We start from the raw sequence: 25339 nt of genomic DNA, 5'->3' as shown, positions 1-25339 counted from the left end.
CATGTTACAATTAGAGAAAGTACATCATATTGCCATAATATGTTCAGATTACAATCGGTCAAAAGCTTTCTATACCGAAATTCTAGGCTGTACAATTCTTCAAGAAGTTTATAGAGAAGCAAGGGATTCTTACAAATTAGATTTAGCTTTGCAGAATCAATATACGATAGAATTATTTTCTTTCGCCAATACTCCAGCTCGGGTTTCTCGCCCGGAAGCTTGTGGATTAAGACATTTGGCATTTTCTGTAAAGAATATCGAAGAGAATATATCGTTTTTGAAGAGTAAAAATATAGTGGTAGAACCAATCCGTTTGGATGAATATACTTTAAAAAGATTTACATTTTTTGAAGATCCAGATGGTTTACCAATCGAATTGTACGAATTATAAAAAAGAATGATAAATAAAAGTTTAGTTGCTTTAGCACTAGGAGGATTAGCCATCGGGATGACAGAATTTACGATGATGGGCGTTTTAGAGGATTTTGCTAAAGATTTAGATATTTCAATTCCAAAAGCAGGAAATTTCATTTCCATGTACGCAATGGGAGTAATGGTTGGAGCACCGACTTTAATTATTGCAACCAATAAATTTGATCCTAAAAAAGTATTGATGTTTTTCATGCTTTTATTTACAATTTTTAATGCGTTGTTTGTAATTTCTCCAAGTTATACAACTTTAATTATTGCTCGTTTTTTATCAGGTTTACCACATGGAGCATTTTTTGGAGTAGGTTCTGTAGTAGCAAGTCAGTTAGCTAAAAAGGGGAAGGAAGCACAGGCAATTGCTTTCATGTTTTCAGGTTTAACAGTAGCAAATTTGGTAGGAGTACCTTTGGGAACTTGGCTTGGTCAAGAATTTAATTGGAGATACACTTTTGCTATTATATCTACACTAGGATTAGTAACTATTTTAGGGGTTTATTTTTGGGTCCCAAATGTGAAAAATACAAACCAAGGAAGTTTAAAATCACAATTATCATTTTTTAAAAAATGGCAAGCTTGGGTTTTAATAACGATGATATCTATCGGTACAGCAGGATTATTTGCTTGGATAAGTTATATATCACCTTTAATGACTGAAGTTGCAAAGTTGAGCAAAGACGTAGTGCCAATTATTATGATTTTAGTAGGTTTAGGTATGTTTTTAGGAAACTTAATAGGCGGTAAAATTGCCGATACATTGTCTCCTAATAAGGCAGCAATTATTTCGTTTGGATCTATGGCTATTTGTTTATTAGTGGTATATTTTACTTCAGAAATAAAAATTATGGCCTATATAATGTCTTTCTTAGCAGGATTAATAGCATTTACAATTGGTTCCCCAATTCAAATGATGTTAATTAACAATGCAAAAGGATCAGAAACATTAGCAGCCGCTGCCGGACAAGCAAGTTTTAATATCGGGAATGCTTTAGGTGCATTTTTAGGTGGTATTCCTATAGCAATGGGCCTTGGATACAACTCTCAGTTATGGGTAGGTGTAATTATGGCTTTTATTGGTGCTATTATAGCGTTTACATTCATGAAATTAAACGCTAGTAAAAATTAACACACATTTTATTAAATAAAGACTAAATAATATAAGTTATGCCTCATGGCATAACTTATATTATTTATATTTGTAGCCAATTAAAACATCTCATATTCAGTGTATACTGCTATAATTATCGATGATGAATATCATGCCCAAGAAGGTTTAAAAAGGTTAATTCATCATGCTTTACCCAATTTTTTTAGTCAAATATTAGTCGCAGATTCAGTAAACTCTGGTGTAGAATTAATTCGAGAATTTTCTCCAGATTTAGTTTTCTTAGATATAAATATGCCCAATGAATATGGCTTTAAACTTTTTGATTACTTTGATCAAATAAATTTTGAAGTAGTCTTTACGACTGCACATTCTAATTATGTGATGGAGGCCGTAAACCAGTGGGGATGTTTAGGATATATTATGAAACCTGTTTCTGTTCAAGATTTAAAAATTATTTTAAATCGTTTTGAACAAGTTTATGCGCAAAAAAATACTGCAACACCAAAAGAAAATAATCCTACTATTATTGAAGATCTTGATGAAAATAAGGAGATTAAAAGCAGTTTAAAGACAGAGTCCGGAATGTTATTATTTTCTTCTGTCAACGAAATCTCATTTATTAAGATTAAAGATATTATTTTCTGTAAAGCTGCAGATAATTATTGTGAAATAAATACAACTTCTAAAGTATATATAATTTCAAAACCTTTAAAAGAAGTGGAGAAGGCGATAGGGTTGAATTCCTTTGCAAGAGTGCATAGATCGTATTTAGTTAATTTAAACTACTCAAAGCGTATGGATAAACGTAGTAATACGTTAATTCTTACAAATGATCTAGATAATAATGAAATTCTAATTCCTGTAACTGCTTCTGGATTGAAAGTATTGATGAATGCGGTATCTTAGTTTTTTTATATTATCCTTTTTTTTAGGGGTTAGTTCATTATTTTCTCAGCATATTATTACTCAGCAATATTCAAACGAAAATAATTTAGATTCAAATGAGATTTTAAAAATCTTCCAAGATTCTCGACAATATTTATGGGTTTCTACCCGATATGGAATCTATATAAAAGATATGAATCACTTTTTAATGCTAAAGCGTTTTAAGGAGATAAAATTTAATAATGTTTGGGATATAAAAGAGGATCATAATAATAAATTATGGTTTGCTAGTTATGGTAGAGGTTTGGCTTATTTTAATGGTAAAGATGTTAAACTGATTACTAAATCGGACGGATTAATTTCAAATCGTTTACGTAAAATTCATATTTATAAAAATAAAATATATGTAACGGGTGTTGGAGGAATTTCAATCATTGATGCTGAGAATTTTAAAATAAATAATCCAAAGATAGATTATCCAAAAAATGAAATTTTAGAAGGTGTTACTTTTCTGGAAATGAATGATAAATTATATTTTTCTACATTTAATCATGGCGTTTTTAGAATAGATGATAATAAAATAGTTTCAGTCAATAAACTAAGTACAATTGTAAACTCTCATGTCTACGAAGGGAAAGTAATTTTCTCAACCAATCTAGGCGCTACAATTTATAAACAATCTGATTTTTTAAATAAGATCAACGAATATCGCTTATCTAAGGTACCTGTTTTTTGGGATGTAAAACCTGTAAATAATGGATTATGGATTGCTGCCTATGATATAGGTACGGGAGTTGGAGGAGTCTATCAATATAAAGATAAAAAGTTATCTGATATCACCGAAAAGCTGAAAATTAATTCTAAGTTTCCGCGTGGTATTATATATGATTCCACAAATAATGTTGCATATGTTTCTACATTAGATAAAGGATTGTTTCGCGTTTTTTTTGATATGCCTATTTCCCATAATGAGTTAGATAATAATGCTGTTAATGATTTGATATCTATAGGAGATAAGGAGTTTGCTTTATCCAATCATAGTTTATATGAAACAGAAAAAGAAGCCAATAAAATTTTAATCAGTCTGGATGATTTTTGGAATTATTTCCAAAAGAACAAACTGAAATTAAAAAATATTATTACAGAGGAAAACCATTTTTTTGAGATAGATTACACGAAAAAGAAGAATAATTTTAAACTTTTAAAATTATTTTATCATAATAATTTCTTATGGATTAGCTCTAACGCTGGTCTGTTTAAAGCAAATTTAAAGGGAGATATTTTACAATATTTACCCATTCATACTTATCAGTTTACATTCTTTAAAAATCAATTAATAGAAGTTCATCCATTTAGAGGAATAAAGGTATATCATAATCTAGAAAATTTGGAACATGATTATTTCTCTGAATTTGATTCTGAAACGCCGATGAATATTGTTTCTATGAGTCAGAATTCCAATTCTATTTATGTGGCATCTGCTTTAGATGGATTATTTAAGTACCAAGATGGGAAATTTATTTCTTATGCTAAAGAAGGAATTTTTGATGAATTAAAAATTAAAATTGTAAAATGTATTGGCGAGGACAAACTCTTAGTAGCAACTGAATTTGGCGATGTATACTATTTTAAACTAGAAAATAAATCCCTTAAACTAATACGTAAAATATCATCTAAAAGAATTAATTCCGTCAACATTAGTTTTATAGATGAGGTGAATGGTAAAATTATTATAGGTTCGTTCTTTAGTATAATGATTGTAGATGGAGAAAAATATTATTATTTAAATAAAGATCAGGGTATTGATTATAAATCGTTAAGTTCTCCGTGGGTTAAAGGCAATAAGATTTTTGTAGGAAGTGATAATGGGTACTATTCAATAGATGTAGAGAAATATATTAAGGAGAAAAATAATCTTCCAAAAATAATTATTTCAAGTGTCAAAATCAATAATCAAAATTTTAAAAGAGATAAATTTTTATGGTTTGATTTAGTGGATAAAAATCTAAAATTAAAAAATCAGGAAAATAATATTTTTATTGAATTTGCTCTCATCAATACCAAATATCCTAATAAATATAAATATAGATACAGGTTGCATAAAAAAGATAAATGGAGCGAATATTTTACGGAAGAGTTTATCCATTTTAATGCATTAAAGTATGGAAATTATGATATTGATTTAGAAATTACTGATCTAAATGGCTCTAATAAGCAAATTATTTATTTATTAAGTCTATCCATAGATCCGCCTTTTTATCTCAATGTATATTTCATTTTAGGTAATATATTATGTTTAATTATATTATTATTTAAACTTTATAAGGATAAAATCAAGAATATAAATAAAATAAATACACTTAAAATTAAGCAAATTGAAGAAATTAATGAAGCCGAAAACAAAAGAATCTCTTTAGAAAAGAAAATGTCGGAGGTTAGATTAATGGCTTTACAAGGACAAATGAATCCTCATTTTATCTTTAATATTCTTAATTCAATTCAGTTTTATATTATTGATAATGATATTGATAATGCCTTAGATTGTCTTAATCAGTTTGCAAAATTAATTAGAAAAATGCTTGATTTATCAAGTGAAAATGAAATTACTTTAATGGATGAAATCACATTCTTAAAATTATATATATCTATAGAAAATAAAAGATTTACTAATAAAGTAGAGTTCGAAACAAAAATTGATGAAAGTATTAATTTACATACCGTAAAAATTCCACCAATGCTTTTACAACCAATTATAGAAAATGCTTTTGTACATGGATATAATCCAAAGCAATTAAATAATAAAATTGTATTAAAAATTGAAAAAGGCGACAAATTCCTTCTTATAAATATTGCAGATAATGGAAATGGAATACAAAACGTAAGACAAAATAATTTGCATGTATCAAAAGGGCTTAAAATTATACGCGATCGATTAATGATTTTTAATGGTAAAGAGAAAGATTATTTAAGATTTTATCCAAATAATCCAGGCACAAGGATTACATTAAAGCTAAAATTGAATAGAAATATTGCTGATTTGAATAATTTCACCCATTAATATATCTATTTTACCTGAATAAAACTGTAGTTTACGAAAAGCACCTTATGTAATAACTATTTATAAAAAGAAGTTTATAGATTTGTAAAACAAGAAACGAACTAAACAACAACAACAATATCGCCTGATTACTAACCATTTTTTGGCTACTATAAACTTACTATGATGTGATGCTTACTACATTACAAAAAACAACAAAAGAAGCTTCAAAAATTTTTTGGAGCTTCTTTTATTATTTAATATTTCTTCAACTTGACAAATCGTCTTTAAAATTGTATAAAACCTTAATTATTTCCTAAAAAAATTATTCTTCATAGAATATATTGTGGTTAAAATAATCATAATTACTTAGGTTTTATTTAAACAAAATGTAATTATATTTATTTAATCTTGACAAATTTGCATTAATTTCAGTTTTTAATCCATCTTTTTGATTTAAAATTAAGTTAAATATTGAAATATTTTTAATTTGCACCCGCATTAGTCGAAGAGAATTTTCTTCGTGGAAAATATAAATATGGAAAAAAAGAAATTTGGTAATATTCTAACATTAGGATTTGCATTGTTTGCGATGTTTTTTGGGGCAGGTAATTTACTTTTACCTCCACTTATCGGCGTTCAGGTAGGTTCTAATTTTTTAATTGCAATGATAGCTTTTGGAATTTCAGGAATACTTTTACCATTTACTGGAATTTTATCAATTATACAATCTGGTGACAATTTTAATGATTTAGGTAATCGTGTCAATAAATTTATCGCACCTGTATTAGGAACAATTATCATGATTTGTATTGGTCCTTTGATTGCTATTCCTAGAACTGCTGCAACAACTTTCGAGGTAGGTATTAAACCTTTTTTTCCGGATATGCATGTTGCTTGGGGATCATTAATTTTTTTCGTCATAACACTGCTTTTAGCAATTCGCCCTTCTAAAGTTGTAGACGTTATCGGAAATTATTTAACACCAGTTCTGTTAATTTTATTGGCCTTACTAATAGCTATAGGTATAATAAATCCAACTGCTGCTTTTGAGCCAACTAAACACTCTATGATTGACTCGTTTTCTAAAGGTTTTTTAGAAGGATATCAAACATTAGATGTATTGGCTTCTGTAATATTTGCTGGGATTATTATTTCTGCAGCAAAAGCTAAGGGATACACAGACAAAAAAAGCAAAATGCAAGTTACCATAGTATCTGGTGCGTTATCTTCTCTATGCTTATTATTTGTATATGGAGGTTTAATATATTTAGGAGCTACATCTGGCATTACATCTACAGAAGTTAAAAGATCAGAATTGTTAATTAATATTTCATCAAATATACTAGGCCAATATGGTTTAATTGCAATTGCGGTTTGTATGGCATTTGCTTGTTTAACAACTGCAATATCTTTAACAGCTGCTGTAGGGTCTTTTTTTAGCGAATTATTTAAAAATAAAATAGGATATACACCTATTGTTATTCTTTGTTCTCTGGTCTCATTTGGATTATCAATAAAAGGTGTAGACCAAATTATAAATTTTGCTTATCCACCGTTAGCTTTTATATACCCAATCGTTATTACACTTGTATTATATGTAGTGATATTTGGTAAAATTATAAAGGACAAAGTTCCATATGTAGGAGCATTAATAGCCTCAGCTATTATTGGATTACTAGGATTATTTAAAATTTTAGGAATGCTAAGCGTAGGAATAATAGAAAAACTAAATTACATTCCATTTTTTGAAAATGATATGGGATGGATTGTTCCTTCTATACTTGGATTTTCAATCGGTTATTTCTTACGAAGAAATAAAAATTAGAGATTATTCATAAGAAAGATTTTATAAATATGTAAGCTCTTTTTTTTGAAATAAAGATAGATAATGTATAAAGCTCTATATATTTAAATATAGTAAAGCAAAACATATTTATTATAAAGAGTTTTATATACATAAAAAAAAATGGTTTGTAAACAAACCATTTTTTATAAACCAACCTAAAAATACTATGAATATAAAGGAATTTTCCTTTTTATTAGTACACAAATTTAGGTATATTATTTCTATAATTAATAAATTAAAAACTTTTTTATCTATAAAGCTAAAGTTTTTATTTATAATGATTTAATTCTCTTAAAAAAGAGTAATTATTCAAATTTTATATAGAGTAGAATTCATTAATTTTATCTCTTAATGAAATAGCCTTTTCAGTTTCATTTGTTTCTTCTAAAGCATTTGCATAATCAATTAAGAAAGATTTAATCTCCGAATCTTCAGGCGAAGTAAAATTTTCTAAATATTGAGTAAATCCAATAGGTTCTATAATATTATTTGCAACTTCTACAACCTTTTTCATATTACCTAATTTATAATATAATGTAGCAATAGTATGGTTGATATAGAAACTATTTATAGAAGCTTGTTCTAGATTTTCTTCTGCTTCAAAATAGGGATGATTTAAATATCGTTGATAATAAACAATTGCATTTTCATAATCTTCTAATGCTTCATAACATCTCCCGATGAAAAATTTAATTTCATGGAACTCATTGGCATCAAGTTTATTGAAAAATGTAATTGATTCATTCGGATTTACGTAAAATTTTCGGTAACCAATAATAAAATCTTCTACAAAATCTACATCAGTTTGTTCTAATGCAAATTCTAATAATTTAGAAGATTGTTCTTCCGTTAATTGACCTATAAATGCCTCCCAATAGTTAACTAACGTGTTAAAATCGTAGGCTAAATCTTCTACGAATATTTGTGCAGCAGTACGTAAGAAAGAACTTTGTAATTGATCGATAATATCATGATCTTCATCTGATAATTCAGACGGATTATATAATAAAGATTCAATAAATTCAGAAGCAGTTTCTTCTGTATAATCGTTTTTTAATGATTTTAAAGCTGAGGATACATCAAATTCTGACATAAGATATGTTTTTATATGGAATGCAAATATACATTTCTAAAGTTGAAACTATAGTGAGATTTGTTTTTCTTATTTTAAATGACATGTTTTGGCGTAAGTGAGCTGTAATTTTGTAATCTATTGAGTAAGCTTTATGAGTAAATCAAAAAAATATGCAATTGTTGATATTGAAACGACAGGTAGTTTTGCTGCAAAAAATAGAATAACAGAAATTGCTATAATTATTCACAACGGTGAAGATGTTTTGGATGAATTTCAAACTTTAATTAATCCATTACAAACTATACCAAGTAAAATTCAGTATCTAACGGGAATTACTAATGAAATGGTTGCTGACGCGCCTATATTTTCTGATGTTGCTGACGAAATATATTCATATCTAAAGGATTGTGTGTTTGTAGCACATAATGTTAATTTTGATTATTCATTTATAGCTAATCAATTTCAAGAAGTTGGGATTAATTTTTCTCCTAATAAACTATGTACTGTAAGATTATCTCGCAAAATTTTTCCTGGCTACCATTCGTATAGTTTAGGAAATATTTGTAGTGATTTAAATATATCGATTCATGATCGACATCGTGCATATGGAGATGCATTAGCTACTGCAAAACTTTTCTCACTTTTGTATAAAAACGATACAAATAACTTAATTATTGATTTTGCTAAAAAAACTTCTTCTACTCAGCGCTTGCCAATCCATTTAGATCATAAATCTTATGAAAATTTACCTCAAACTACAGGAATATATTTTTTTAAAGATAAGTACAATAAAATAATATATGTAGGTAAGGCCATAAATATAAAAAAGAGAGTATATCAACATTTTAATGGAAAAAATACTTCAATTAAAAGGCAAGAATTTTTGAAAGAAATTTTTTACATCGATTTTTATGAAACAGGTAATGAGCTGATGGCTTTACTATATGAGTATAAATTCATTAAAAAACATTGGCCAAAATATAATCGAGCATTAAAAAAATATGATCCTAAATTTTGTCTTATAGAGTACCAAGATCAAGAAAAATATATGCATTTAGCGCTGGTAAAACATCATAAAAACATTCATTCTATGAAGAATTTTGAGCGAATACAAGATGCTACAGAATGCTTATTAAACTTGATGAAAGAATACGAAATTAATCCCTTAAAATGTCATTTCTATAATCAAGAGAAATTTGATGAATTTGAAGTAGAAAAGTTAAAATTAAAATTTAAAAGTGAGTCTATAAGGAGCCATAATGATAAAGTATATAAAGCTTTAGATACACTTATTGGAGAATCTAAAACGTATTATGTTTTAGGAAATGGGCGAGATTGTGAAGAATATTCATATATATATATTAAAAATAATAATTTATACAGTTTTGGTTTTTTTCAGAAGAATATTGAATTTAATTCTATTGAAGATGCTATAAATGTTAAAGACCTTACAGAAAGCAGTTATTATATGTTACAATTAATAGAAAATTTTAAAAACTCTTTTAATCAAAAAGTTATACATCTATAATATTTTTAAGCAAAATATAATTCTAAAAAAAGGCGTTATTGTAGAAATAATTTTGTTAAAACGTTAACTTTAATTTAATATTTAAGATTAAATTAATAATTATAAATAGTTTTACTTTTGTCGGACATTTTAAAACTAATAAAGAGTTAAAGTTTCTCCTCATCTGTCTTTCAGAAATGAAATCTTTAGCTCTTTTTTTATGCACTATATTTTCGTTTCTTCATCAGAAACATTTTATAAATTTGTAAAAAAAAAATGGGTGTAGCAGAATTATTACTTAAACGTAAGCAAGAGTTAGCTGAGAAGAATAAAACAGAAGGCGCAGCTTTTAGAGAAGAATATGCAAAAAATGAAAACGTTATGCAAACTGAAAGTGGTTTGTTATACGAAATTTTATCTTTAGGAGATGGTGTTAAACCAACTATGAGCGATACAGTTTTATGTCATTATCATGGAGTAAATATATATGGCGAAGTTTTCGATAGTTCTGTGCTTAGAAAAAAACCAGCAGCTTTTCCTTTGGAAAATGTTATTAAAGGTTGGTCAGAAGGTGTTCTATTAATGCCTGTAGGCAGTAAATTTAAATTCGTTATAAAACCTGAATTAGGTTACAAAAACCGAGAAATTTCTAAAGAGTTAGGACCCCAGTCTACGATGGTATTTGAAATAGAATTAATGGGAATATTATAATATTAAAAAGCCTAGATATATGTCTAGGCTTTTTACATTTTTAATTATTAAATCCTGCTCCAAAAGAGATACTTGTTTTGTACTTATTATGGTTGCTTTTCATTTTTACTTTTATATCAAATACAATTGATTTAGTGGGTACATCTTCTTTATCAGTTGGTGCTAAACTAATTTTTATAGCTTTTTTTAGCCCTTTTGTTATTTCTCCAAACACAGTATATTCGTTATCTAAACGAGGTAAACCGCCATTTTTAAGATATTCTTCACGCTGTAAAGGAGTATATTTTATTCCTTTTTTTTCTTCTAAAGTATCTAATTCTTCCGCTGTAACTTTTTTACCGACAACAAAATATATTTGTGTTAAATATGAAGCTTTATCAACATTTCCTTCATGTCCTGCTCCTAGAGCACCTATTTTATGAAATGCTTTTGAATGAAACTCTGAAGTTAAACGTATTGGTTTTTGCGAAAGATTTTTTTTTTCTCTCTTTAGAATTGTTTCATCTAGTTCTCCTCCTTGTATCACAAAATTCTTAATAACTCTATTAAATTCCGCATTTTTGTATGTCCCTTTTTTAATTTCATTTAAAATTAAATCTCTATGAAAAGTGGTGAAATCGTACAACATAACTTCAAAATTACCCTTATTAGTTTTAAACTTTAAAGTATATGTTTGTGCTTGCAGTTGAACTGTGAATAAGATAAATAGTAAGTAGAATATAATTTTTTTCATCATTCGTGAATTATTTAACGTATAGAAAGATAGAGATAAAATGGCAAAATGTTCCTAATAAAACAAATACATGAAAAATAGCATGATTAAATGGAATTTGTTTTATACTATATAATATTGCACCTATTGTATATGCAATTCCTCCTGCAACTAACCATTCTATGCCATTGGCCGATAAATTGTGTTGTAGATCTGAAAATGAAAAAACAATCATCCAACCCATAAATACATACAATAAAGTAGATAATAATTTAAATTTCCCTGTATATAATAGTTTTAAAAGTATTCCCAGAATGGCAAAAATCCATACAATGCTAAAGATTGTAAAACCATGAGCATATTTTAATGAAACAAGTGTATAAGGTGTATATGTTCCGGCAATTAAAACATAAATAGAAACATGGTCTAAAATTTTTAATATTGAACGTTTATAAGGATCTTTTGCAGAATGATATAATGTAGATGCTAAGTACAATAAAATCATTGAAATTCCGAAAATTACAAAACTAAAAATGATATTAAATTGCCCTGTATTTACCGATTTTATTGTTAAATAAAATAGAGCAATAATACTCAGTATAAATCCTAAACAATGCGTATATATGTTGAATTTCTCCTCTAACGGAGAATAGTTATTTAAAGGTTCCTTATTCATAGCGCAAAAATAGCTAACCTTTGTTATGAAATAAATTTATTGAATAGTTTATAATCAGTTAAATTAATTATTAGCATCTATATAATAAGCTAAATCAAATAAATAATCAAAATTTTCAGCTGTTGTATAAGGATAATAATATATTCTTCCGTGTGAAGTTGATTCGTATTCTGTCAACTTTACAAATATTGCTAAAGCATCGTAATATTTACCTTCTATTTTTACCCTTGTGCGATATCCAATACAAAAACTTCTACATTGATTATCTTTTATGAGATTTAATCCATTTATTTTAAGATTGTTGATTAATGTATTGAAGTTTGGTAATTCAGATAAATTCTCTGGTTCTATAACTGTAGTTTCTCCATTTTTTATATAAAATGAAAACGGGAAGAATTCTTCATATTTTGCTATACATTTTGAACAAAAATCCAAGGAGAAGTTAATGTATTCTTCGATAATATCTTTTTCAGTATACATAAATTGTAATTTTGAATAACAAATACAAGATATAAAATAATATTGTTAAATAAATTCAATAATTAATACATTAAGTGGAATGTATTGATACTGAACTTTTAATTTGTAATAGAGATATTGACTTTTACTAAAAATATAATTAATAATCTTTCTCTAAAATAAAGTAATTCATACCAACTAATTTTAAATCTTGTGAGCCATTTTATTGATAACTTGGCTTATTTTATTCTCATCATGGTAACTAAAGATGTAGATACATGAGTTTCTTTATTTTGTTTTTCATTCATTGTATAAATCTCAGTTCTTATAACACTAATTTTTTTTCCACCTTTTATAACATAAGATTTTGATAATAAGTAATCTCCGATAGCAGGTCTTAAGTAGTTTACTTTTAATTCTACAGTTACAACGTAGCAATCATCGTCATAATGACTTACTGCAGCAAAACCAGAAGAAATATCAACTAAAGAAGCAATCGTGGCACCATTAAACATTCCATGCTTTCTAGTCATTAAAGATTGTTTAGGAATTTTTATAGAGATAAAATCTATCTGAACTTCTTCTAGAGAAGCATTATAGAATTTTAATGTTTCAGATTTATTAAAACTAGTGGTAATAAGGTTATATTTTTCTGTCGTCATTTAATAAATTTCTTTTGTATTTAAAAATAGTAATTAAATATATATTTGAATAGAATTTTACACATTTATATTGAATTACACTAGTATTTTGCCCATATTATGTTATTTTTATCCCTATATTAATTTATCTATGAAATTTCTTTCTGCTATAGAAGCGGTAAAAGTTGTAAAATCTGGTGATAGAGTTTTTGTTCACTCAGCCTCAGCTACACCTACAATTTTAACGGATGCTTTAACTTTAAGAGCTCCAGAATTATCCAATGTTGAGATTTGCCACATTCATACGAATGGTGTTGCAAAATATGCAGACATTAAGTATAAAGATTCGTTTTTTGTAAATTCCTTGTTCGTTGGTGCAAATGTAAGACATACAATTGCACAAGGAAATGGAACTTATACGCCAATATTTTTAAGCGAAATGGGAAAATTAATGGCAAATGGAGATTTAAAAATTGATGTAGTATTTATTCAAGTATCAGCTCCCGATTCGCATGGTAATTATTCCTTAGGCTCTTCAGTCGAAAATATAAAAGAAGCAATAAAAAATGCGCGTGTAGTAATTGCTGTAGTTAATAAATTTGTACCTAGAACATTTGGTGATTCTTTAATTGCAGCTAAATGTATAGATATTTTTGTACAAAATGATGCACCTCTTTATTCATTACCAGTGGGTAACATTACAGATGAAGAAAAAATAATAGGAAACTATATTGCCGAATTAATAGAAGATAAAAGTTGCTTGCAAATGGGAATAGGTTCAATCCCAAATGCAGTTTTAGCTAACCTTAATAACCATAAAGGTTTAGGAATTCATACAGAAATGTTTTCTGATGGTATTATGCCATTAGTAAAATCTGGCGTTATCACTGGAGAATATAAAGGAATTATCAAAAATAAAATCGTTTCAACATTTGCAGATGGATCTCAAGAATTATACGATTTTATCCATGATAATCCTATAGTTGAAATGAAATCTGCCGCATTTACAAATGATCCGCAACAAATTAGAAAAAACAAAAGAATGATTGCTATTAATTCTGCTATAGAAGTAGACTTAACGGGACAAGTATGTGCAGATTCCATAGGTCCAAACATTTATTCTGGGGTTGGAGGACAAATAGATTTTATTACCGGAGCAGCGTTGAGCGAAGGTGGAAAATCTATAGTAGCATTAACATCTATTACTAATAAGGGAATGAATAAAATTGTTCCACATCTAAGGAAAGGAGCAGGAGTTGTAACATCTAGAGCTCAGATAGATTATATAGTAACAGAATACGGAGTAGCAAAATTAAAAGGTAAGAGCATACGTGATCGTGTAGAAGCATTGACTAAAATTGCCCATCCTAATTTTAGAGAAACCATTGCAAAAGAATATTACGATTCGATATAAAAAAAAACCTCTGAATGTTTTCAGAGGTTTTTTTATCAATAATATAATCTAAATCCCATTTTAAGACACAGATCAGCATATTTTTCAAAAAGTTCTTCAACTAACTCTATAACGTCATCTATTTCTCGATATATATCAAATAAATGTTGATCTAAAATTGTGCTTAGAATTGGAACTGAATGTACATATCCAGATAATGCTTTAGCCCCAGTTACATCTAAAAAGTATTGAAAAGTATCGTCTTCTAAATTTAATGATTTTGTATTTGCAAAATGAATAATTTTATCAGTTAATTTCCCTTGAAATAACTCTGCAATTTCTTCTAACGAATAGAAATATCCATCAATTTCTATATTTTCATCTTGTCCATTAAATACAAGATAAATAATTTTATAATCTTTAAAATTCCTATCAGAATATAAAAGATTGGATATACTTTCTTCAAAACCTTCAAAGCTATCACAAGATTTGTACATATTTGTGATTCCTTTATTTAGAGCTAAATGTTCAAAAAAAGGAAATAAATCTGAATTTGAATTTTCATCGATATCTTTTACACCTTCCAGACAAAATATTTTGTAATCATCTTCTTCATTACGATATGTAGATACATCCATTTACTTTAAAATTTCATCAAAGATATGAATTGAAAATTTTATTGGATTTTATTTTAGGAATGAATATTAGGAAGATGTATTATATTTATATTAATTAACAATAATAATATGAAGAAAATAAATTTACTGATTTTATCCATTTTTTGGATGTATAATTTGCAAGCGCAAGGTTGTTTAGAAGCTCCAAATGGACAATATCCTGACAATGTTTTTAAACCTACATGTTCAGATAGAATAGAAATTATAACTGATGCGGGATTTTCAGGAGAATATTCAGTCGTTGAAGTTAAAGCTGGCGCTAGTTACCAATTCTTTGGGTCTTTAACATCAGATTATATCACAATAAGTAACGATGATGGTACGGAAATATTAACCTCAGGATACCATAATATGGAATGGATTGCCGATAAAGATAGGATTGTTAGATTCTATGTTCATACAAATGAGAATTGTGGTAGCGATTACGATTCTCTAAAAATAAGAGCTATAAAATGTAATGGTGTTAATTTAGATGCTTATTGTGAACCAATTTTGAATTGTATGGATGGAGCGACAATTTTAGATGTCAATTTTGGAGAAATATCAAATCAATCAGAATGTGGACTGAATGGGTATAATGATTTTACGGCACAGAAAACCGCTATAACTAAAGGAATTGAAAATAATATTTCGATGAAAATTGGATATGGATGGGTAAATCAATCTGTAACAATGTGGATAGATTATAATCGCAATTTTATATTTGATGAAGATGAATATTTCTATATAGGAAGTGGAACTAATGAAATAATTAATGGGAAAATAACGATTCCGGTTGATATTCCGAATGGCGAATACCAAATGCGATTAAGAGTAGCTACTGTAGATTCTAATTTAGCGACATGGGATAAAGGTTGTGATTCAAGTCAATATTATGGAGAAACTGAAGATTATTCGATTATAATATCTGAAGATTTATCTGTTTCAGATAATAATCAACACAGTACTTTGATTTATCCAAATCCTGTTAATAATATTTTTAAAATTGATAGAATAGAAGGAATTGTAGGAGTTGCATTATATAATATACAGGGACAAAGATTGAAAGATTTATCGGTGAGCTCATCATATAATATTTCAGATTTACCTGCGGGCTTATATATTTTAAAAATTAAATTTGATGATAATAGGTTTGAAACTTTAAAGCTTTTAAAAAAGTAGGTTTGAATTTTTTCCCAATTATTAAATTCTAGTTTTCAAAAATATTTTTGATATTAAAACATAATAAAATTTCTGAAAACTTAAATTATTGCTATATTTTTACAACCAATTTAAATACTATATGGCTACAGGAATATTTGCTATTTTGGATGATATTGCAGCATTAATGGATGATGTCGCAGTTACAAGTAAAGTTGCAGCAAGTAAAACCGCTGGAATACTCGGAGACGATTTGGCAGTAAATGCAGAAAAAGCAACCGGGTTTGTTTCTTCAAGAGAAATTCCCGTTTTATGGGCAATAACTAAGGGGTCATTACTAAATAAATTAATTATTGTTCCTATAGCATTGTTACTAAATGCTTTTTTACCAGATGTTATAAAATATGTTCTAATTTTAGGCGGATTTTATTTAGCATACGAAGGTGTAGAAAAAATTATAGAGTTTATCATTCAACGTTCTAAGAAGAATAAAAATTCTTCTTTAGTACAAGCTTTAGAAGATACTAATGATAGTGAGATAGAGGAGAAGAAAAAAATTAATTCTGCCATCAAAACAGATTTTATTTTATCTATTGAAATTGTTATTATTGCGTTAGGTACTGTACTAAAAGAGTCTATATTAGTACAAAGTATTTCTGTTGCTTTTGTTGCATTGCTTGCATCTTTTGGTGTATATGGTATTGTAGCTTTGATTGTAAGAATGGATGACGCCGGGTTTAAATTAATTGATAAGTCAAATAATAAAGGTATAATTTCTAAGATAGGTCATCTTCTTGTAAAGGCTTTACCAATTATTATTAAAGCAATGGGAGTTATCGGAACGGTCGCTCTAATATTAGTTTCGGGAGGAATTTTTGATCATAATATTGAATATTTTCATCATCTTTTTCCACAATTACCTGAAATGATTAAACAAATAATTCTTGGATTAGTAGCAGGATTTTTAGTATTCCTTTTAATAGAGTTTTTTAATAAATTTAAGCATTTAGTAAAAGCTTAATCAAATAAGACAAATTAAAAAAGCCCGTCGTTTTCGACGGGCTTTTTTAGTTATTTTTTATTGAATTTAGAAATTACCCAAAAAATAACCGCTAGAACGATAAATACTAAAAAGAATGCCCACCACATTCCAGCTTTAAAAATCCCTTCTATAGCAGAACAACTAGTTAGTAATAACATCAATGAAAACATGATTGGTAAATAAATTTTATTATTCATATAATTTATGTTTTAAGGTTATGGTGTTTAAGTTATGAATTTAAAATGAATTATTTATGAATTGAAAAATTATATCATCATAAAATAGAAACAAAAAACTAATCACTATAAATAACTAAAAATTTAATTAATAAACAATAAGGTTAAATATGAAATTTTATATTAAATTAATATCGTCAATTTGATTAGCATTTTAAATGCTTATTACCAACCAATTTTAAATTTTGGATCATGAGAAATCTGAAAATAATTTTATCTCTACTACTATTAATTATAGGTATCAGATTTTCTCTCGCGAATACCATAGATGAAATTAATATAAAAGTTTCAAGGTATAATGATGCAGGCCAGTTTGAAGAAAGTATTAAACTTTTAGAGCAAACAATTAATGATAAATCTTCTACAAAATATCAAATTTACAACGCTTATTTGCAAAAATATATAATATATAAGCGACTTTTTAACTATTCGGAAGCAGTTAATAATTTAAATAAAGCTGAAAAATTTGGGTTATTAAGTGATAAAAAAAATGAAGTAAAAACTAGAATTCAAATAGAAAGATTATTTATAGAGTTTGATCATTTAAAATTTGATCAAGTTGTACAATTATTACCTACAATTAATGAAAATGACTTGATATATGTAGATGATATTACAAAGGGATTTTATTTATCTGTGGTAGGTACGATGTATGAAAAAGAATATGATTATGAAAATGCAGAACTTTATTATGAGAAAGCAATAGATGTAATGAAAGTGCATAATCCTAAGCATCTTCCGAATATTTATAGAAAAAAAATCAGTTTATATACACAATTAAGGGACGATAAAAAAGCTTTAGATGCTTTTAATATTGGTTTAAAATATGCTACTTTTCATAAAATGGATATTTATATTTTAAACTTGTACGAACAAATTACCGATTTTTATTATCAAATTGGAAATTATAAAAAGGCGTACGAACATAGAATAATAGTAAATGAATTAGCTACTAAATATGATGCGTTAAATATAAGTGGAAATTTACTTCTGTTAGAAAAGGAATTAATTCATGAAAGAAAGGATTCAGAAATAATTTATGAAAGGAAAATTGTAATTCTTTTTATCATTATTAGTATAATTTTAGTTGGATTGTTAATCTCTCTATTTTTTGTATTTTCTTTAAATAAGAAAAATAAGAAATTAGTGGAAATTGAAAATATCAATTTAAGAAACGAATTAAAATCTCTATCATTATTAAATAATGAAAATCTAAATAGTAATTTGGAAATTAACTTAGAAAAGTTAACTGCCAGGCAGAAACAAATTATTTACCTCGTAGAGCAGGGTAGGACCAATAAAGAAATTGGAAATGAACTATTTATTTCTGAAAATACAGTTAAATACCATCTAAAAATCATCTACAATCTATTAGGTATAGATAATCGAAATTCTTTAATCAAATAAATTTTTAAATCATTATTTTCTAAATATTTAAGATTCTTTTGAATACAATATTTAGAAAATATGCTATTACTTCCGTTACCTCCACATTATAAAATCCCTGTTTTTAACTATTTTTAAATCTTTAATGAATCAGTAGATTTATAAAATAATTGAACTTAAAAATATGGCAAGAATATATTTGTCTACTTTATTATTAATGTTAAGTGTTTTAGGACTTTCTCAGAATAAAGTATTGAAAGTTAAAATATTGCAAAATGGAGAAGAAGTTCTTCCGTCAAACAATGTATATAACTTAAAAAGGGAAGAATTTACTATAAATTTTACATCAAATAATATAGAAGGATTTTTGGTGGGAGCAACACTAGATCCAAATATATATAAGTCTGCCTTAGAGAATATAAATGCTGAAATCTCTTGGTTTTCGAATACTGGAGTTGCTGATGGGTTATATAATCCTGATAAGAGCATGTTTATTTTGGATGATGCGCCAAGTTACTGGTATTATAGTAGTAAAAAAGATCATCGTTTTGACAAAAATCCTAAAGGAACTCCAACTAATTATATAAGTAATAGAACTATTTCTAGTTTTGAAAATCTAAATACAAATCAAATAATTAATCTTAAAACAATTGGTCAGCCCGTTTATCTATATTTTTATAATGTAGATAGAGATGATAATTACAATATAATTAACGTTGAAAATTATTTTCATGGTCAATTAAACTTTCACTAACCTTTAGAACCGCAATTATATAATTGCGGTTTTATTTTAGGATTATATCTTATTGTGAAATTAATCCGTATTCAATTCCTAATTTTATAGCAGAACTTAGATTAGATGTTTGAAATTTAACGATAAGATTTTTACGATGACTTTCTACAGTATGCGGACTTATAAATAGTTTTTCCGCTATTTGATTTGTAGTTAATCCAGTAGCTGCTTCTAATAATATTTCTTTTTCTCTACGAGTCAGTTTTGGAATAGAATTTATATTATTTCCTTTGTTTTTATCAATAATAATTTGTGATTGTTGGCACAAATATTTGTTACCATTATTTACACTTATTATTCCATTTGTAATCTCTTCTATGGAAGCATTTTTTTGGATGTAACCTGCTGCACCTTCCATTAAACAACTGTTGATCACAGCGAATTCATTATGCACACTTAGCATTATAATTTCTAAGTCTGGATATAATTTTTTGATAGGTTGTATAAGCTCAATAGAATTTGTATCAGATAGATTAATATCTAATAATATAACATCATATGGATTAGAGGCTAGACCTTCCATCATCTCTTTAACAGTTTTAAAACAAGAAACCATTTCTATCTGAGATTCATTTCCTAAAATATTTTTTAATCCTTCTAAAAGCAAAGGATGATCATCTGTTATAGCTATTTTTATCATAATATTATTGTATTGGCAATTGTATTTCTATACTTGTTCCTATATTCTCTTCTGATTGAATGTTAATTTTACCTTTTAAAAATTCTACTCTAGATTGAATGTTAATAAAACCTGCTGATTTTTTGATGTTTATATTTTTGATATTAAACCCTTTCCCGTCATCTTCTACAGTTAAAAAAATCATATTATCGGTTTCTGTTAATTGGATAATAATAAGAGAGGCTGACGAATGTTTAATTGCATTATTTACTAATTCTTGTATAATTCGATAAATTATTAATTCTTGATCTTGCGTTAATGAATTATTATAGTTAAAAAATTGAACATCAATATCTAATAAATCATTTGACATCCGATTTGAGAATTCTTTTAAAGCAACTTCTAAACCATATTTTATTAATAAATCTGGCATTAAATTATGTGCAACACGTCGCAATTCGTCCACAGCGCCATCAATTTGACTTATTGAATTGTTAATTGAGTTCTTATAATTAACATCTGAATTATTATTTAGATGAGTAAGATGTAGCTTTGTGCTAGATAATAAACCTCCAAGACCATCATGTAAATCTCTAGCCAATCTGCTGCGCTCCTTTTCTTGTCCTTCTAACAAAGCAGTTAGAGTTGAAATCTTAGTATTTTGTTTTTCTTTTTCCAATTCCAATGCATGCAATTCGTTAGTTTGTTTTAAAGATTTTATTCTTTGCTTATAGGCATATAACAATAGTCCTAATAATAGGATAAAAACAAATATGGAAGTAATATAGTATCTGTTAATTTTTTCTTTGTAAGCTAATATTCGTTTAAAATTTATAATATCATTATTTTTTTGTTGCATTTCTAAGCGCGAATACTTTAATTGTTGTGCACTTTTCTCTGACTTTAACTCTGAAAATCTTAATTTTTCGCGTTGATATTCTTCTTGTAATTTTAAATTTTTTAGTCGTTCCTCTTGTTGAATGCCTAAAGCTTGCATTAAATCAATTTTCTGTGCTTTTTTATCAGATTCTAACTGTAATGTAAGAATATGTTGCTTTTGTATTTCCTTTTCAAACTGAGATTCTAAGCGTTTAGAAATTTCTAACTTTTCTTGATCGTATAAAGCTTTAAATAGGATTACATATTCTTTATAATATTTTACCGCATCTTGATAATTACCTTTATTTTCAAAAATTTGAGCTAATGATTCATATATATTTAGCTCAATGTTTCGATTAACGACGGATGATTTTTGTAACGCATCTAATGCTGCAAATAAATAAACGATAGCTTGATTCGAATTATTTTTGGACAATTCTATTTCAGATAATAAACCATATGTTGATGCAATTTGATCGGCCTGTCCATATTTTATAGCAATTTCATTAGCCAATTTTGCATAATGCAATCCTTTGTCATGATAATTCTCTGGATAAGAATATAAATATAGGCTTGCAAGATTATTTGCAGCATATGACAAATCCGTAGGAGCAGACATGAGTGATTCATTTTTTCTGAAAATCTCAATGGATTTAAGAAAGTATTTTTCGGCTAAATTTCTGTTTTGTATTAAAGAAGCATTTTTATCAAATAATTTATTATAAAGATTGCCCATTTTCATGTAGGCTGTGAATAGAACTTGAGGTTCATTTAATTGTTCTGCAAAACTTAGTGCAATTTTTGAATATTTTTCATCCAATTCATCTTCTCCTAAATCAGCATATATTACACTTAATTCGTTGTAAGCAGATGATTTACGTTTTAATATACTTGTTGATTTAGGTGATTTATCATACAATTTTATTGCATCTAAAATATATTTTACAGCTTTACTTTGCTCTCCATCTCTACTATATATCCAACCTTGGCTATATGCTACAAATCCTTTTGCTTCAGAATCATTAATATAATCACTATATTTTATAGCTTGTTGTATACTTTTTTTAGATTCAGTTGTGTTCTCTAAAATCCGATTACTCATTGCTTCGATACAATACAATATTGTTACACTTTTGTAATCGCCTCTTTCTTTGCGTTGAGCTATATTATCATTTAAAATTTCTTTTGCCTTATCAAATTTTTTTGCAGAAAATAAAGAAAAAATATAGGCCGTTGTAGCTGTAATTTTTTCAGGATGATCATAATTTTTTGATTCATATTGTTTTTTAAAATTTTCGACTACATTTTGAGCAAATATGATGTTAGCAAACAAAAAAACAATTAAAATCAAAATTGATTTTAGTGGAAAAAAAGTTTTATATAATATATAGAATTTGAATTTCAAGGATGAGTTTTTGATGTATTAGTATAATATTTAATAAAGTATTTAAATATAATGATTTGAAAAGTTTATTTAATTAAAATTTAACATTGATAAATATATAGATTTACTGTTTAATAAAAATCGCTGTTTATAACTATTTTAATAAAATCAACCTGCTTATATAGTAATTTGTTTTATTTGAAATAGATGATTTAATGAAGTGGCAAGATGTTTAATATTAAATTGTTATGTATTAAATATCTATGTTGATAATTTTGTAAAATTGAAATAATTACTAAAAATTTTACTATGGAATTAATTATAGGAAGCATTGCAGGATTGTTAACTTCTGTTGCTGCACTTCCACAAGTTATAAAAGTATTTAAAGAAAAGAAAGTTGAAAACTTATCGTTATTAATGATTTCTATAACTACACTTGGTGTATTTCTTTGGGTTATTTATGGTATGATGAAAAATGAAACACCAATTATTATTTCTAATGGGGTATCTACTTTTTTTAATACAGTATTATTAATATTATATTTTAAATATAAAAATCAAAAAGCTAACTAAAGACCTCTACGTGGTTGATCGCTAATATGTAAAACGTCTTGAGAATGAAGGAAATGTACAGCTTTTGCAGATTCTTTTACTTTAATAGTAGTCCGATCAAACATTTCTTTTTCAAAATTATTTAAAATTATATCTCTAATATTCTCTTCTTTCCAATTAGTAGTTTTGCATTTTATATAAATAGTTCGTGCCAAAGATAATGCGTCTAATAAAGCTTGATTTGCTCCTTGACCTTTGAATGGACTCATAGGATGAGCAGCATCACCAATAAGTGTTATAGGTAAATTACTTTCTTTTAATTCGTTATTTAATATATCTCGATCATAAACTGGATACCCAGTGATTAATGATTCTTCAGTGTGTCGTAATATATCTGGTATTGGAGAATGCCAATTAATACGTTTTATAGCTTCTTTTTTTAACGAATTAGGTCCATTTTTACTTAACTGTATAGCCTCTTTTTCAGACATAGGGAAACTTAATTGCCACATTATTTTGTTTTCTGAATAAGGCATGACATATATACGCTCGATTCCATTTGCTGTTTGAAAAACAGTTGCAAGATCGAGTAAAGGTGAATTTATATCCTCTAATTTATCTAATGAACATATTCCCAATATTACAATACAACCTAAATAACGCAATGGTTTAAGTTCTATTTGAAATAATTGCTGACGAACTCTACTTCGTATTCCGTCTGCACCTACGATAAGATCTGTTTTCAACTGTTTAAATTTCCCATCGATAGAGAAACTTATCCTCATTCTATTTGCTTCATCTTGGTTATATGATATAAATTTATGATTCCAGCAGATTAATTTTTTATCTTCAAGTTGATCAATTAAATGTTGCCTTAAAGATTGTCTAGCGATATGGATATTAGAACGTTTTTCTTTAATATTTTTTTCTTCTGGTAACCATTTTCTTAGTCCCCATTCTCCTAGTATTTCACCAGCAACATTATGTACAACATGGCGAGTAGATATGATTCCATTATCTAATTCTACAATTCCTAATGCTTTTAATGCTTTACTAGCTTGCTGTAACGTAAGCCCATAGCCTTGCGAGCGAGAAGCAAAACTTGAATCTTTTTCAAAAATTGTAAATGGAATTCCTCTATGCAAACATGCAACTGCAAGTGCTATCCCGCCAATTCCTAGCCCAATTATGGATACGTGGGGAAATTGTGAATTATTTGCAGTGAGATAGGTTGAGGTTTTTATAATTCCTGAACCATCACATGCTGGACAAGGATATTGCGAAGGAGTGGGAGTAATAGGTATATTATTTTCAATTGGATTTTGTAAATATGTTGCATAAGCAAACTCAAAATTAGATCTTGCTTTTTTACTTATTTTACGGTTTTTTTTACCTCTTCCTAAACAACTTTCACAAACACTCCAGCTCACCTCTACTATTTATTTTTATTAAAAAACACTCTGTTCAGAGTAACAATAATTCTACTTCCCAAAGTTAAAATAAAAGATATATCTGAACCTAAATATATATGATATAGATTTTGAACTATTAATATTTATGTTATTATTTCGATTTAACAATTAATAGAATGTGTATTTTAATGTATTTTTGGGAAGTAATTGATTGATGGAAAAAATAATTCCTCTTTCAATCCGTAAATTAGTAAATCGATGAATGATCAACATACATTTAAAATTAGTTTAAACTGGTGTTCAAAAGATGAGAGTGGAAATCCGAAGTTAAGAGGTAAAACTAAAAATCATTCTATAAAAGTAGATGGGAAGCAAGAATTACAAATTTCTGCTGCGAAAGCCTTTAAAGGAGATCACTCCTTGTATAATCCAGAAGAACTATTATTGTCAAGTTTATCATCTTGTCACATGATGTCATACTTATATTGCTGTAGCATTCATCATATTGAAGTTATTTCTTACATAGACAATGCTGAAGCTATCCTGGAGCTCAATTCGAATGGTAGTGGCGAAATTTCTAAAGTAATTTTAAATCCACAAGTTGTAATAAAGGATGAGACCATGAAACAACTCGCGATAGATTTACATAAAAAAGCAAATGATTTATGTTTTATTGCAAATTCTTGCAAATTCCCAGTGAAACATACACCTGTTGTTACCGTATACAATTGAAAAATTAA

At 27.2% G+C, this 25339-nt stretch carries 24 protein-coding genes; 14 read left to right on the top strand and 10 right to left on the bottom strand.

Annotation, left to right across the window (positions count from 1 at the left end):
* The first annotated feature begins 1 nt into the window (after position 1).
* From gloA2 to brnQ, 5 genes are all read left to right on the top strand, one after another.
* Positions 2 to 391 (top strand): SMU1112c/YaeR family gloxylase I-like metalloprotein, encoded by a 390-nt coding sequence (gene gloA2 / locus IM532_RS01100; protein ID WP_194181601.1) that lies wholly within the window; start codon positions 2 to 4, stop codon positions 389 to 391.
* A 9-nt stretch (positions 392 to 400) separates the two neighbouring features.
* The gene (locus IM532_RS01095) at positions 401 to 1552 is read left to right on the top strand and encodes an MFS transporter (RefSeq protein WP_194181917.1); all 1152 of its coding nucleotides are present in this window, start codon (positions 401 to 403) and stop codon (positions 1550 to 1552) included.
* A gap of 99 nt (positions 1553 to 1651) precedes the next feature.
* A complete protein-coding gene (locus IM532_RS13790) occupies positions 1652 to 2440 on the top strand; it encodes a LytR/AlgR family response regulator transcription factor (RefSeq protein WP_194181600.1) in 789 nt (262 codons plus the stop codon).
* Positions 2427 to 5477 carry a sensor histidine kinase gene (locus IM532_RS01085; RefSeq protein WP_194181599.1) on the top strand — a complete coding sequence of 1017 codons (3051 nt, stop codon included), beginning with the start codon at positions 2427 to 2429 and terminating at the stop codon, positions 5475 to 5477. The genes IM532_RS13790 and IM532_RS01085 overlap by 14 nt, the downstream gene beginning before the upstream one ends.
* A 517-nt stretch (positions 5478 to 5994) precedes the next feature.
* Positions 5995 to 7284 (top strand): branched-chain amino acid transport system II carrier protein, encoded by a 1290-nt coding sequence (gene brnQ, locus IM532_RS01080; protein WP_194181598.1) that lies wholly within the window; start codon positions 5995 to 5997, stop codon positions 7282 to 7284.
* A 337-nt stretch (positions 7285 to 7621) separates the two neighbouring features.
* Here the strand turns inward: brnQ and IM532_RS01075 are convergent, their stop codons facing one another.
* Entirely contained in the window at positions 7622 to 8398 is a 777-nt protein-coding gene (locus tag IM532_RS01075) for a hypothetical protein (RefSeq protein WP_194181597.1), read from the bottom strand.
* A gap of 133 nt (positions 8399 to 8531) precedes the next feature.
* Here IM532_RS01075 and IM532_RS01070 point away from each other — a divergent pair, with 133 nt between their 5' ends.
* Together IM532_RS01070 and IM532_RS01065 are read left to right on the top strand one after the other, a co-directional pair.
* A complete protein-coding gene (locus IM532_RS01070; RefSeq protein ID WP_194181596.1) occupies positions 8532 to 9908 on the top strand; it encodes an exonuclease domain-containing protein in 1377 nt (458 codons plus the stop codon).
* Positions 9909 to 10163: 255 nt separating this feature from the next.
* Positions 10164 to 10598 (top strand): FKBP-type peptidyl-prolyl cis-trans isomerase, encoded by a 435-nt coding sequence (locus tag IM532_RS01065; RefSeq protein ID WP_194181595.1) that lies wholly within the window; start codon positions 10164 to 10166, stop codon positions 10596 to 10598.
* A 40-nt stretch (positions 10599 to 10638) separates the two neighbouring features.
* Here IM532_RS01065 and IM532_RS01060 read toward each other — a convergent pair whose 3' ends face one another.
* The 4 genes from IM532_RS01060 to IM532_RS01045 all read right to left on the bottom strand — a co-directional run bounded on the left by IM532_RS01060 (position 10639) and on the right by IM532_RS01045 (position 13107).
* Complete coding sequence (locus tag IM532_RS01060) at positions 10639 to 11331, bottom strand: peptidylprolyl isomerase (protein ID WP_194181594.1); 693 nt, start codon at positions 11329 to 11331, stop codon at positions 10639 to 10641.
* A 10-nt stretch (positions 11332 to 11341) separates the two neighbouring features.
* On the bottom strand, positions 11342 to 11986 hold the full coding sequence (gene trhA, locus IM532_RS01055; RefSeq protein ID WP_194181593.1) for a PAQR family membrane homeostasis protein TrhA: 645 nt from the start codon (positions 11984 to 11986) through the stop codon (positions 11342 to 11344).
* Between the two features lie 63 nt (positions 11987 to 12049).
* Positions 12050 to 12466, bottom strand: coding sequence for a hypothetical protein (locus tag IM532_RS01050; protein WP_194181592.1), 417 nt, complete (start codon positions 12464 to 12466; stop codon positions 12050 to 12052).
* A 218-nt stretch (positions 12467 to 12684) separates the two neighbouring features.
* Entirely contained in the window at positions 12685 to 13107 is a 423-nt protein-coding gene (locus IM532_RS01045) for a PaaI family thioesterase (protein ID WP_194181591.1), read from the bottom strand.
* Between the two features lie 130 nt (positions 13108 to 13237).
* On the opposite strand from IM532_RS01045, the gene IM532_RS01040 reads away from it, so the two are divergent.
* Complete coding sequence (locus tag IM532_RS01040; RefSeq protein ID WP_194181590.1) at positions 13238 to 14500, top strand: acetyl-CoA hydrolase/transferase family protein; 1263 nt, start codon at positions 13238 to 13240, stop codon at positions 14498 to 14500.
* A 35-nt stretch (positions 14501 to 14535) separates the two neighbouring features.
* Here the strand turns inward: IM532_RS01040 and IM532_RS01035 are convergent, their stop codons facing one another.
* Positions 14536 to 15117 carry a DUF6642 family protein gene (locus tag IM532_RS01035; RefSeq protein WP_194181589.1) on the bottom strand — a complete coding sequence of 194 codons (582 nt, stop codon included), beginning with the start codon at positions 15115 to 15117 and terminating at the stop codon, positions 14536 to 14538.
* Between the two features lie 108 nt (positions 15118 to 15225).
* Here IM532_RS01035 and IM532_RS01030 point away from each other — a divergent pair, with 108 nt between their 5' ends.
* Both IM532_RS01030 and IM532_RS01025 read left to right on the top strand, forming a co-directional pair.
* Positions 15226 to 16317 (top strand): T9SS type A sorting domain-containing protein, encoded by a 1092-nt coding sequence (locus IM532_RS01030; protein ID WP_194181588.1) that lies wholly within the window; start codon positions 15226 to 15228, stop codon positions 16315 to 16317.
* Between the two features lie 121 nt (positions 16318 to 16438).
* Positions 16439 to 17317, top strand: a complete 879-nt coding sequence (locus tag IM532_RS01025) for a DUF808 family protein (RefSeq protein WP_194181587.1) — start codon at positions 16439 to 16441, stop codon at positions 17315 to 17317.
* A gap of 50 nt (positions 17318 to 17367) precedes the next feature.
* Here the strand turns inward: IM532_RS01025 and IM532_RS01020 are convergent, their stop codons facing one another.
* The gene (locus IM532_RS01020; protein ID WP_194181586.1) at positions 17368 to 17535 is read right to left on the bottom strand and encodes a hypothetical protein; all 168 of its coding nucleotides are present in this window, start codon (positions 17533 to 17535) and stop codon (positions 17368 to 17370) included.
* Between the two features lie 231 nt (positions 17536 to 17766).
* Between IM532_RS01020 and IM532_RS01015 the strand changes: the two genes are divergently transcribed.
* Both IM532_RS01015 and IM532_RS01010 read left to right on the top strand, forming a co-directional pair.
* A complete protein-coding gene (locus IM532_RS01015) occupies positions 17767 to 18981 on the top strand; it encodes a response regulator transcription factor (RefSeq protein WP_194181585.1) in 1215 nt (404 codons plus the stop codon).
* 163 nt (positions 18982 to 19144) lie between these two features.
* On the top strand, positions 19145 to 19714 hold the full coding sequence (locus tag IM532_RS01010) for a hypothetical protein (protein ID WP_194181584.1): 570 nt from the start codon (positions 19145 to 19147) through the stop codon (positions 19712 to 19714).
* Between the two features lie 49 nt (positions 19715 to 19763).
* Here the strand turns inward: IM532_RS01010 and IM532_RS01005 are convergent, their stop codons facing one another.
* Both IM532_RS01005 and IM532_RS01000 read right to left on the bottom strand, forming a co-directional pair.
* Positions 19764 to 20393: a response regulator transcription factor gene (locus IM532_RS01005; RefSeq protein WP_194181583.1), complete on the bottom strand. Its 630-nt coding sequence runs from the start codon at positions 20391 to 20393 to the stop codon at positions 19764 to 19766.
* Positions 20394 to 20397: 4 nt separating this feature from the next.
* Entirely contained in the window at positions 20398 to 22584 is a 2187-nt protein-coding gene (locus IM532_RS01000; RefSeq protein ID WP_228063623.1) for a tetratricopeptide repeat-containing sensor histidine kinase, read from the bottom strand.
* Between the two features lie 360 nt (positions 22585 to 22944).
* Here IM532_RS01000 and IM532_RS00995 point away from each other — a divergent pair, with 360 nt between their 5' ends.
* Positions 22945 to 23208: a SemiSWEET transporter gene (locus tag IM532_RS00995; RefSeq protein WP_194181582.1), complete on the top strand. Its 264-nt coding sequence runs from the start codon at positions 22945 to 22947 to the stop codon at positions 23206 to 23208.
* Here IM532_RS00995 and IM532_RS00990 read toward each other — a convergent pair.
* A complete protein-coding gene (locus IM532_RS00990) occupies positions 23205 to 24617 on the bottom strand; it encodes an FAD-dependent oxidoreductase (RefSeq protein WP_317172964.1) in 1413 nt (470 codons plus the stop codon). The genes IM532_RS00995 and IM532_RS00990 overlap by 4 nt on opposite strands.
* A 240-nt stretch (positions 24618 to 24857) precedes the next feature.
* On the opposite strand from IM532_RS00990, the gene IM532_RS00985 reads away from it, so the two are divergent.
* The gene (locus IM532_RS00985; RefSeq protein ID WP_194181581.1) at positions 24858 to 25331 is read left to right on the top strand and encodes an OsmC family protein; all 474 of its coding nucleotides are present in this window, start codon (positions 24858 to 24860) and stop codon (positions 25329 to 25331) included.
* The last annotated feature ends 8 nt before the right edge of the window (positions 25332 to 25339 follow it).

The organism is Faecalibacter rhinopitheci, from assembly GCF_015234135.1.
GTDB classification, from domain to species: domain Bacteria; phylum Bacteroidota; class Bacteroidia; order Flavobacteriales; family Weeksellaceae; genus Empedobacter; species Empedobacter rhinopitheci.
This window is presented reverse-complemented; position numbering and strand designations above follow the sequence as displayed.

Coding starts and splice junctions, on each gene's coding strand:
- gloA2 (WP_194181601.1), top strand. CDS start 2: ATGTTACAATTAGAGAAAGTACATCATATTGCCATAATATGTTCAGAT.
- IM532_RS01085 (WP_194181599.1), top strand. CDS start 2,427: ATGCGGTATCTTAGTTTTTTTATATTATCCTTTTTTTTAGGGGTTAGT.
- brnQ (WP_194181598.1), top strand. CDS start 5,995: ATGGAAAAAAAGAAATTTGGTAATATTCTAACATTAGGATTTGCATTG.
- IM532_RS01075 (WP_194181597.1), bottom strand. CDS start 8,398: ATGTCAGAATTTGATGTATCCTCAGCTTTAAAATCATTAAAAAACGAT.
- IM532_RS01070 (WP_194181596.1), top strand. CDS start 8,532: ATGAGTAAATCAAAAAAATATGCAATTGTTGATATTGAAACGACAGGT.
- IM532_RS01065 (WP_194181595.1), top strand. CDS start 10,164: ATGGGTGTAGCAGAATTATTACTTAAACGTAAGCAAGAGTTAGCTGAG.
- IM532_RS01060 (WP_194181594.1), bottom strand. CDS start 11,331: ATGAAAAAAATTATATTCTACTTACTATTTATCTTATTCACAGTTCAA.
- trhA (WP_194181593.1), bottom strand. CDS start 11,986: ATGAATAAGGAACCTTTAAATAACTATTCTCCGTTAGAGGAGAAATTC.
- IM532_RS01050 (WP_194181592.1), bottom strand. CDS start 12,466: ATGTATACTGAAAAAGATATTATCGAAGAATACATTAACTTCTCCTTG.
- IM532_RS01045 (WP_194181591.1), bottom strand. CDS start 13,107: ATGACGACAGAAAAATATAACCTTATTACCACTAGTTTTAATAAATCT.
- IM532_RS01040 (WP_194181590.1), top strand. CDS start 13,238: ATGAAATTTCTTTCTGCTATAGAAGCGGTAAAAGTTGTAAAATCTGGT.
- IM532_RS01035 (WP_194181589.1), bottom strand. CDS start 15,117: ATGGATGTATCTACATATCGTAATGAAGAAGATGATTACAAAATATTT.
- IM532_RS01030 (WP_194181588.1), top strand. CDS start 15,226: ATGAAGAAAATAAATTTACTGATTTTATCCATTTTTTGGATGTATAAT.
- IM532_RS01025 (WP_194181587.1), top strand. CDS start 16,439: ATGGCTACAGGAATATTTGCTATTTTGGATGATATTGCAGCATTAATG.
- IM532_RS01020 (WP_194181586.1), bottom strand. CDS start 17,535: ATGAATAATAAAATTTATTTACCAATCATGTTTTCATTGATGTTATTA.
- IM532_RS01015 (WP_194181585.1), top strand. CDS start 17,767: ATGAGAAATCTGAAAATAATTTTATCTCTACTACTATTAATTATAGGT.
- IM532_RS01010 (WP_194181584.1), top strand. CDS start 19,145: ATGGCAAGAATATATTTGTCTACTTTATTATTAATGTTAAGTGTTTTA.
- IM532_RS01005 (WP_194181583.1), bottom strand. CDS start 20,393: ATGATAAAAATAGCTATAACAGATGATCATCCTTTGCTTTTAGAAGGA.
- IM532_RS00995 (WP_194181582.1), top strand. CDS start 22,945: ATGGAATTAATTATAGGAAGCATTGCAGGATTGTTAACTTCTGTTGCT.
- IM532_RS00985 (WP_194181581.1), top strand. CDS start 24,858: ATGAATGATCAACATACATTTAAAATTAGTTTAAACTGGTGTTCAAAA.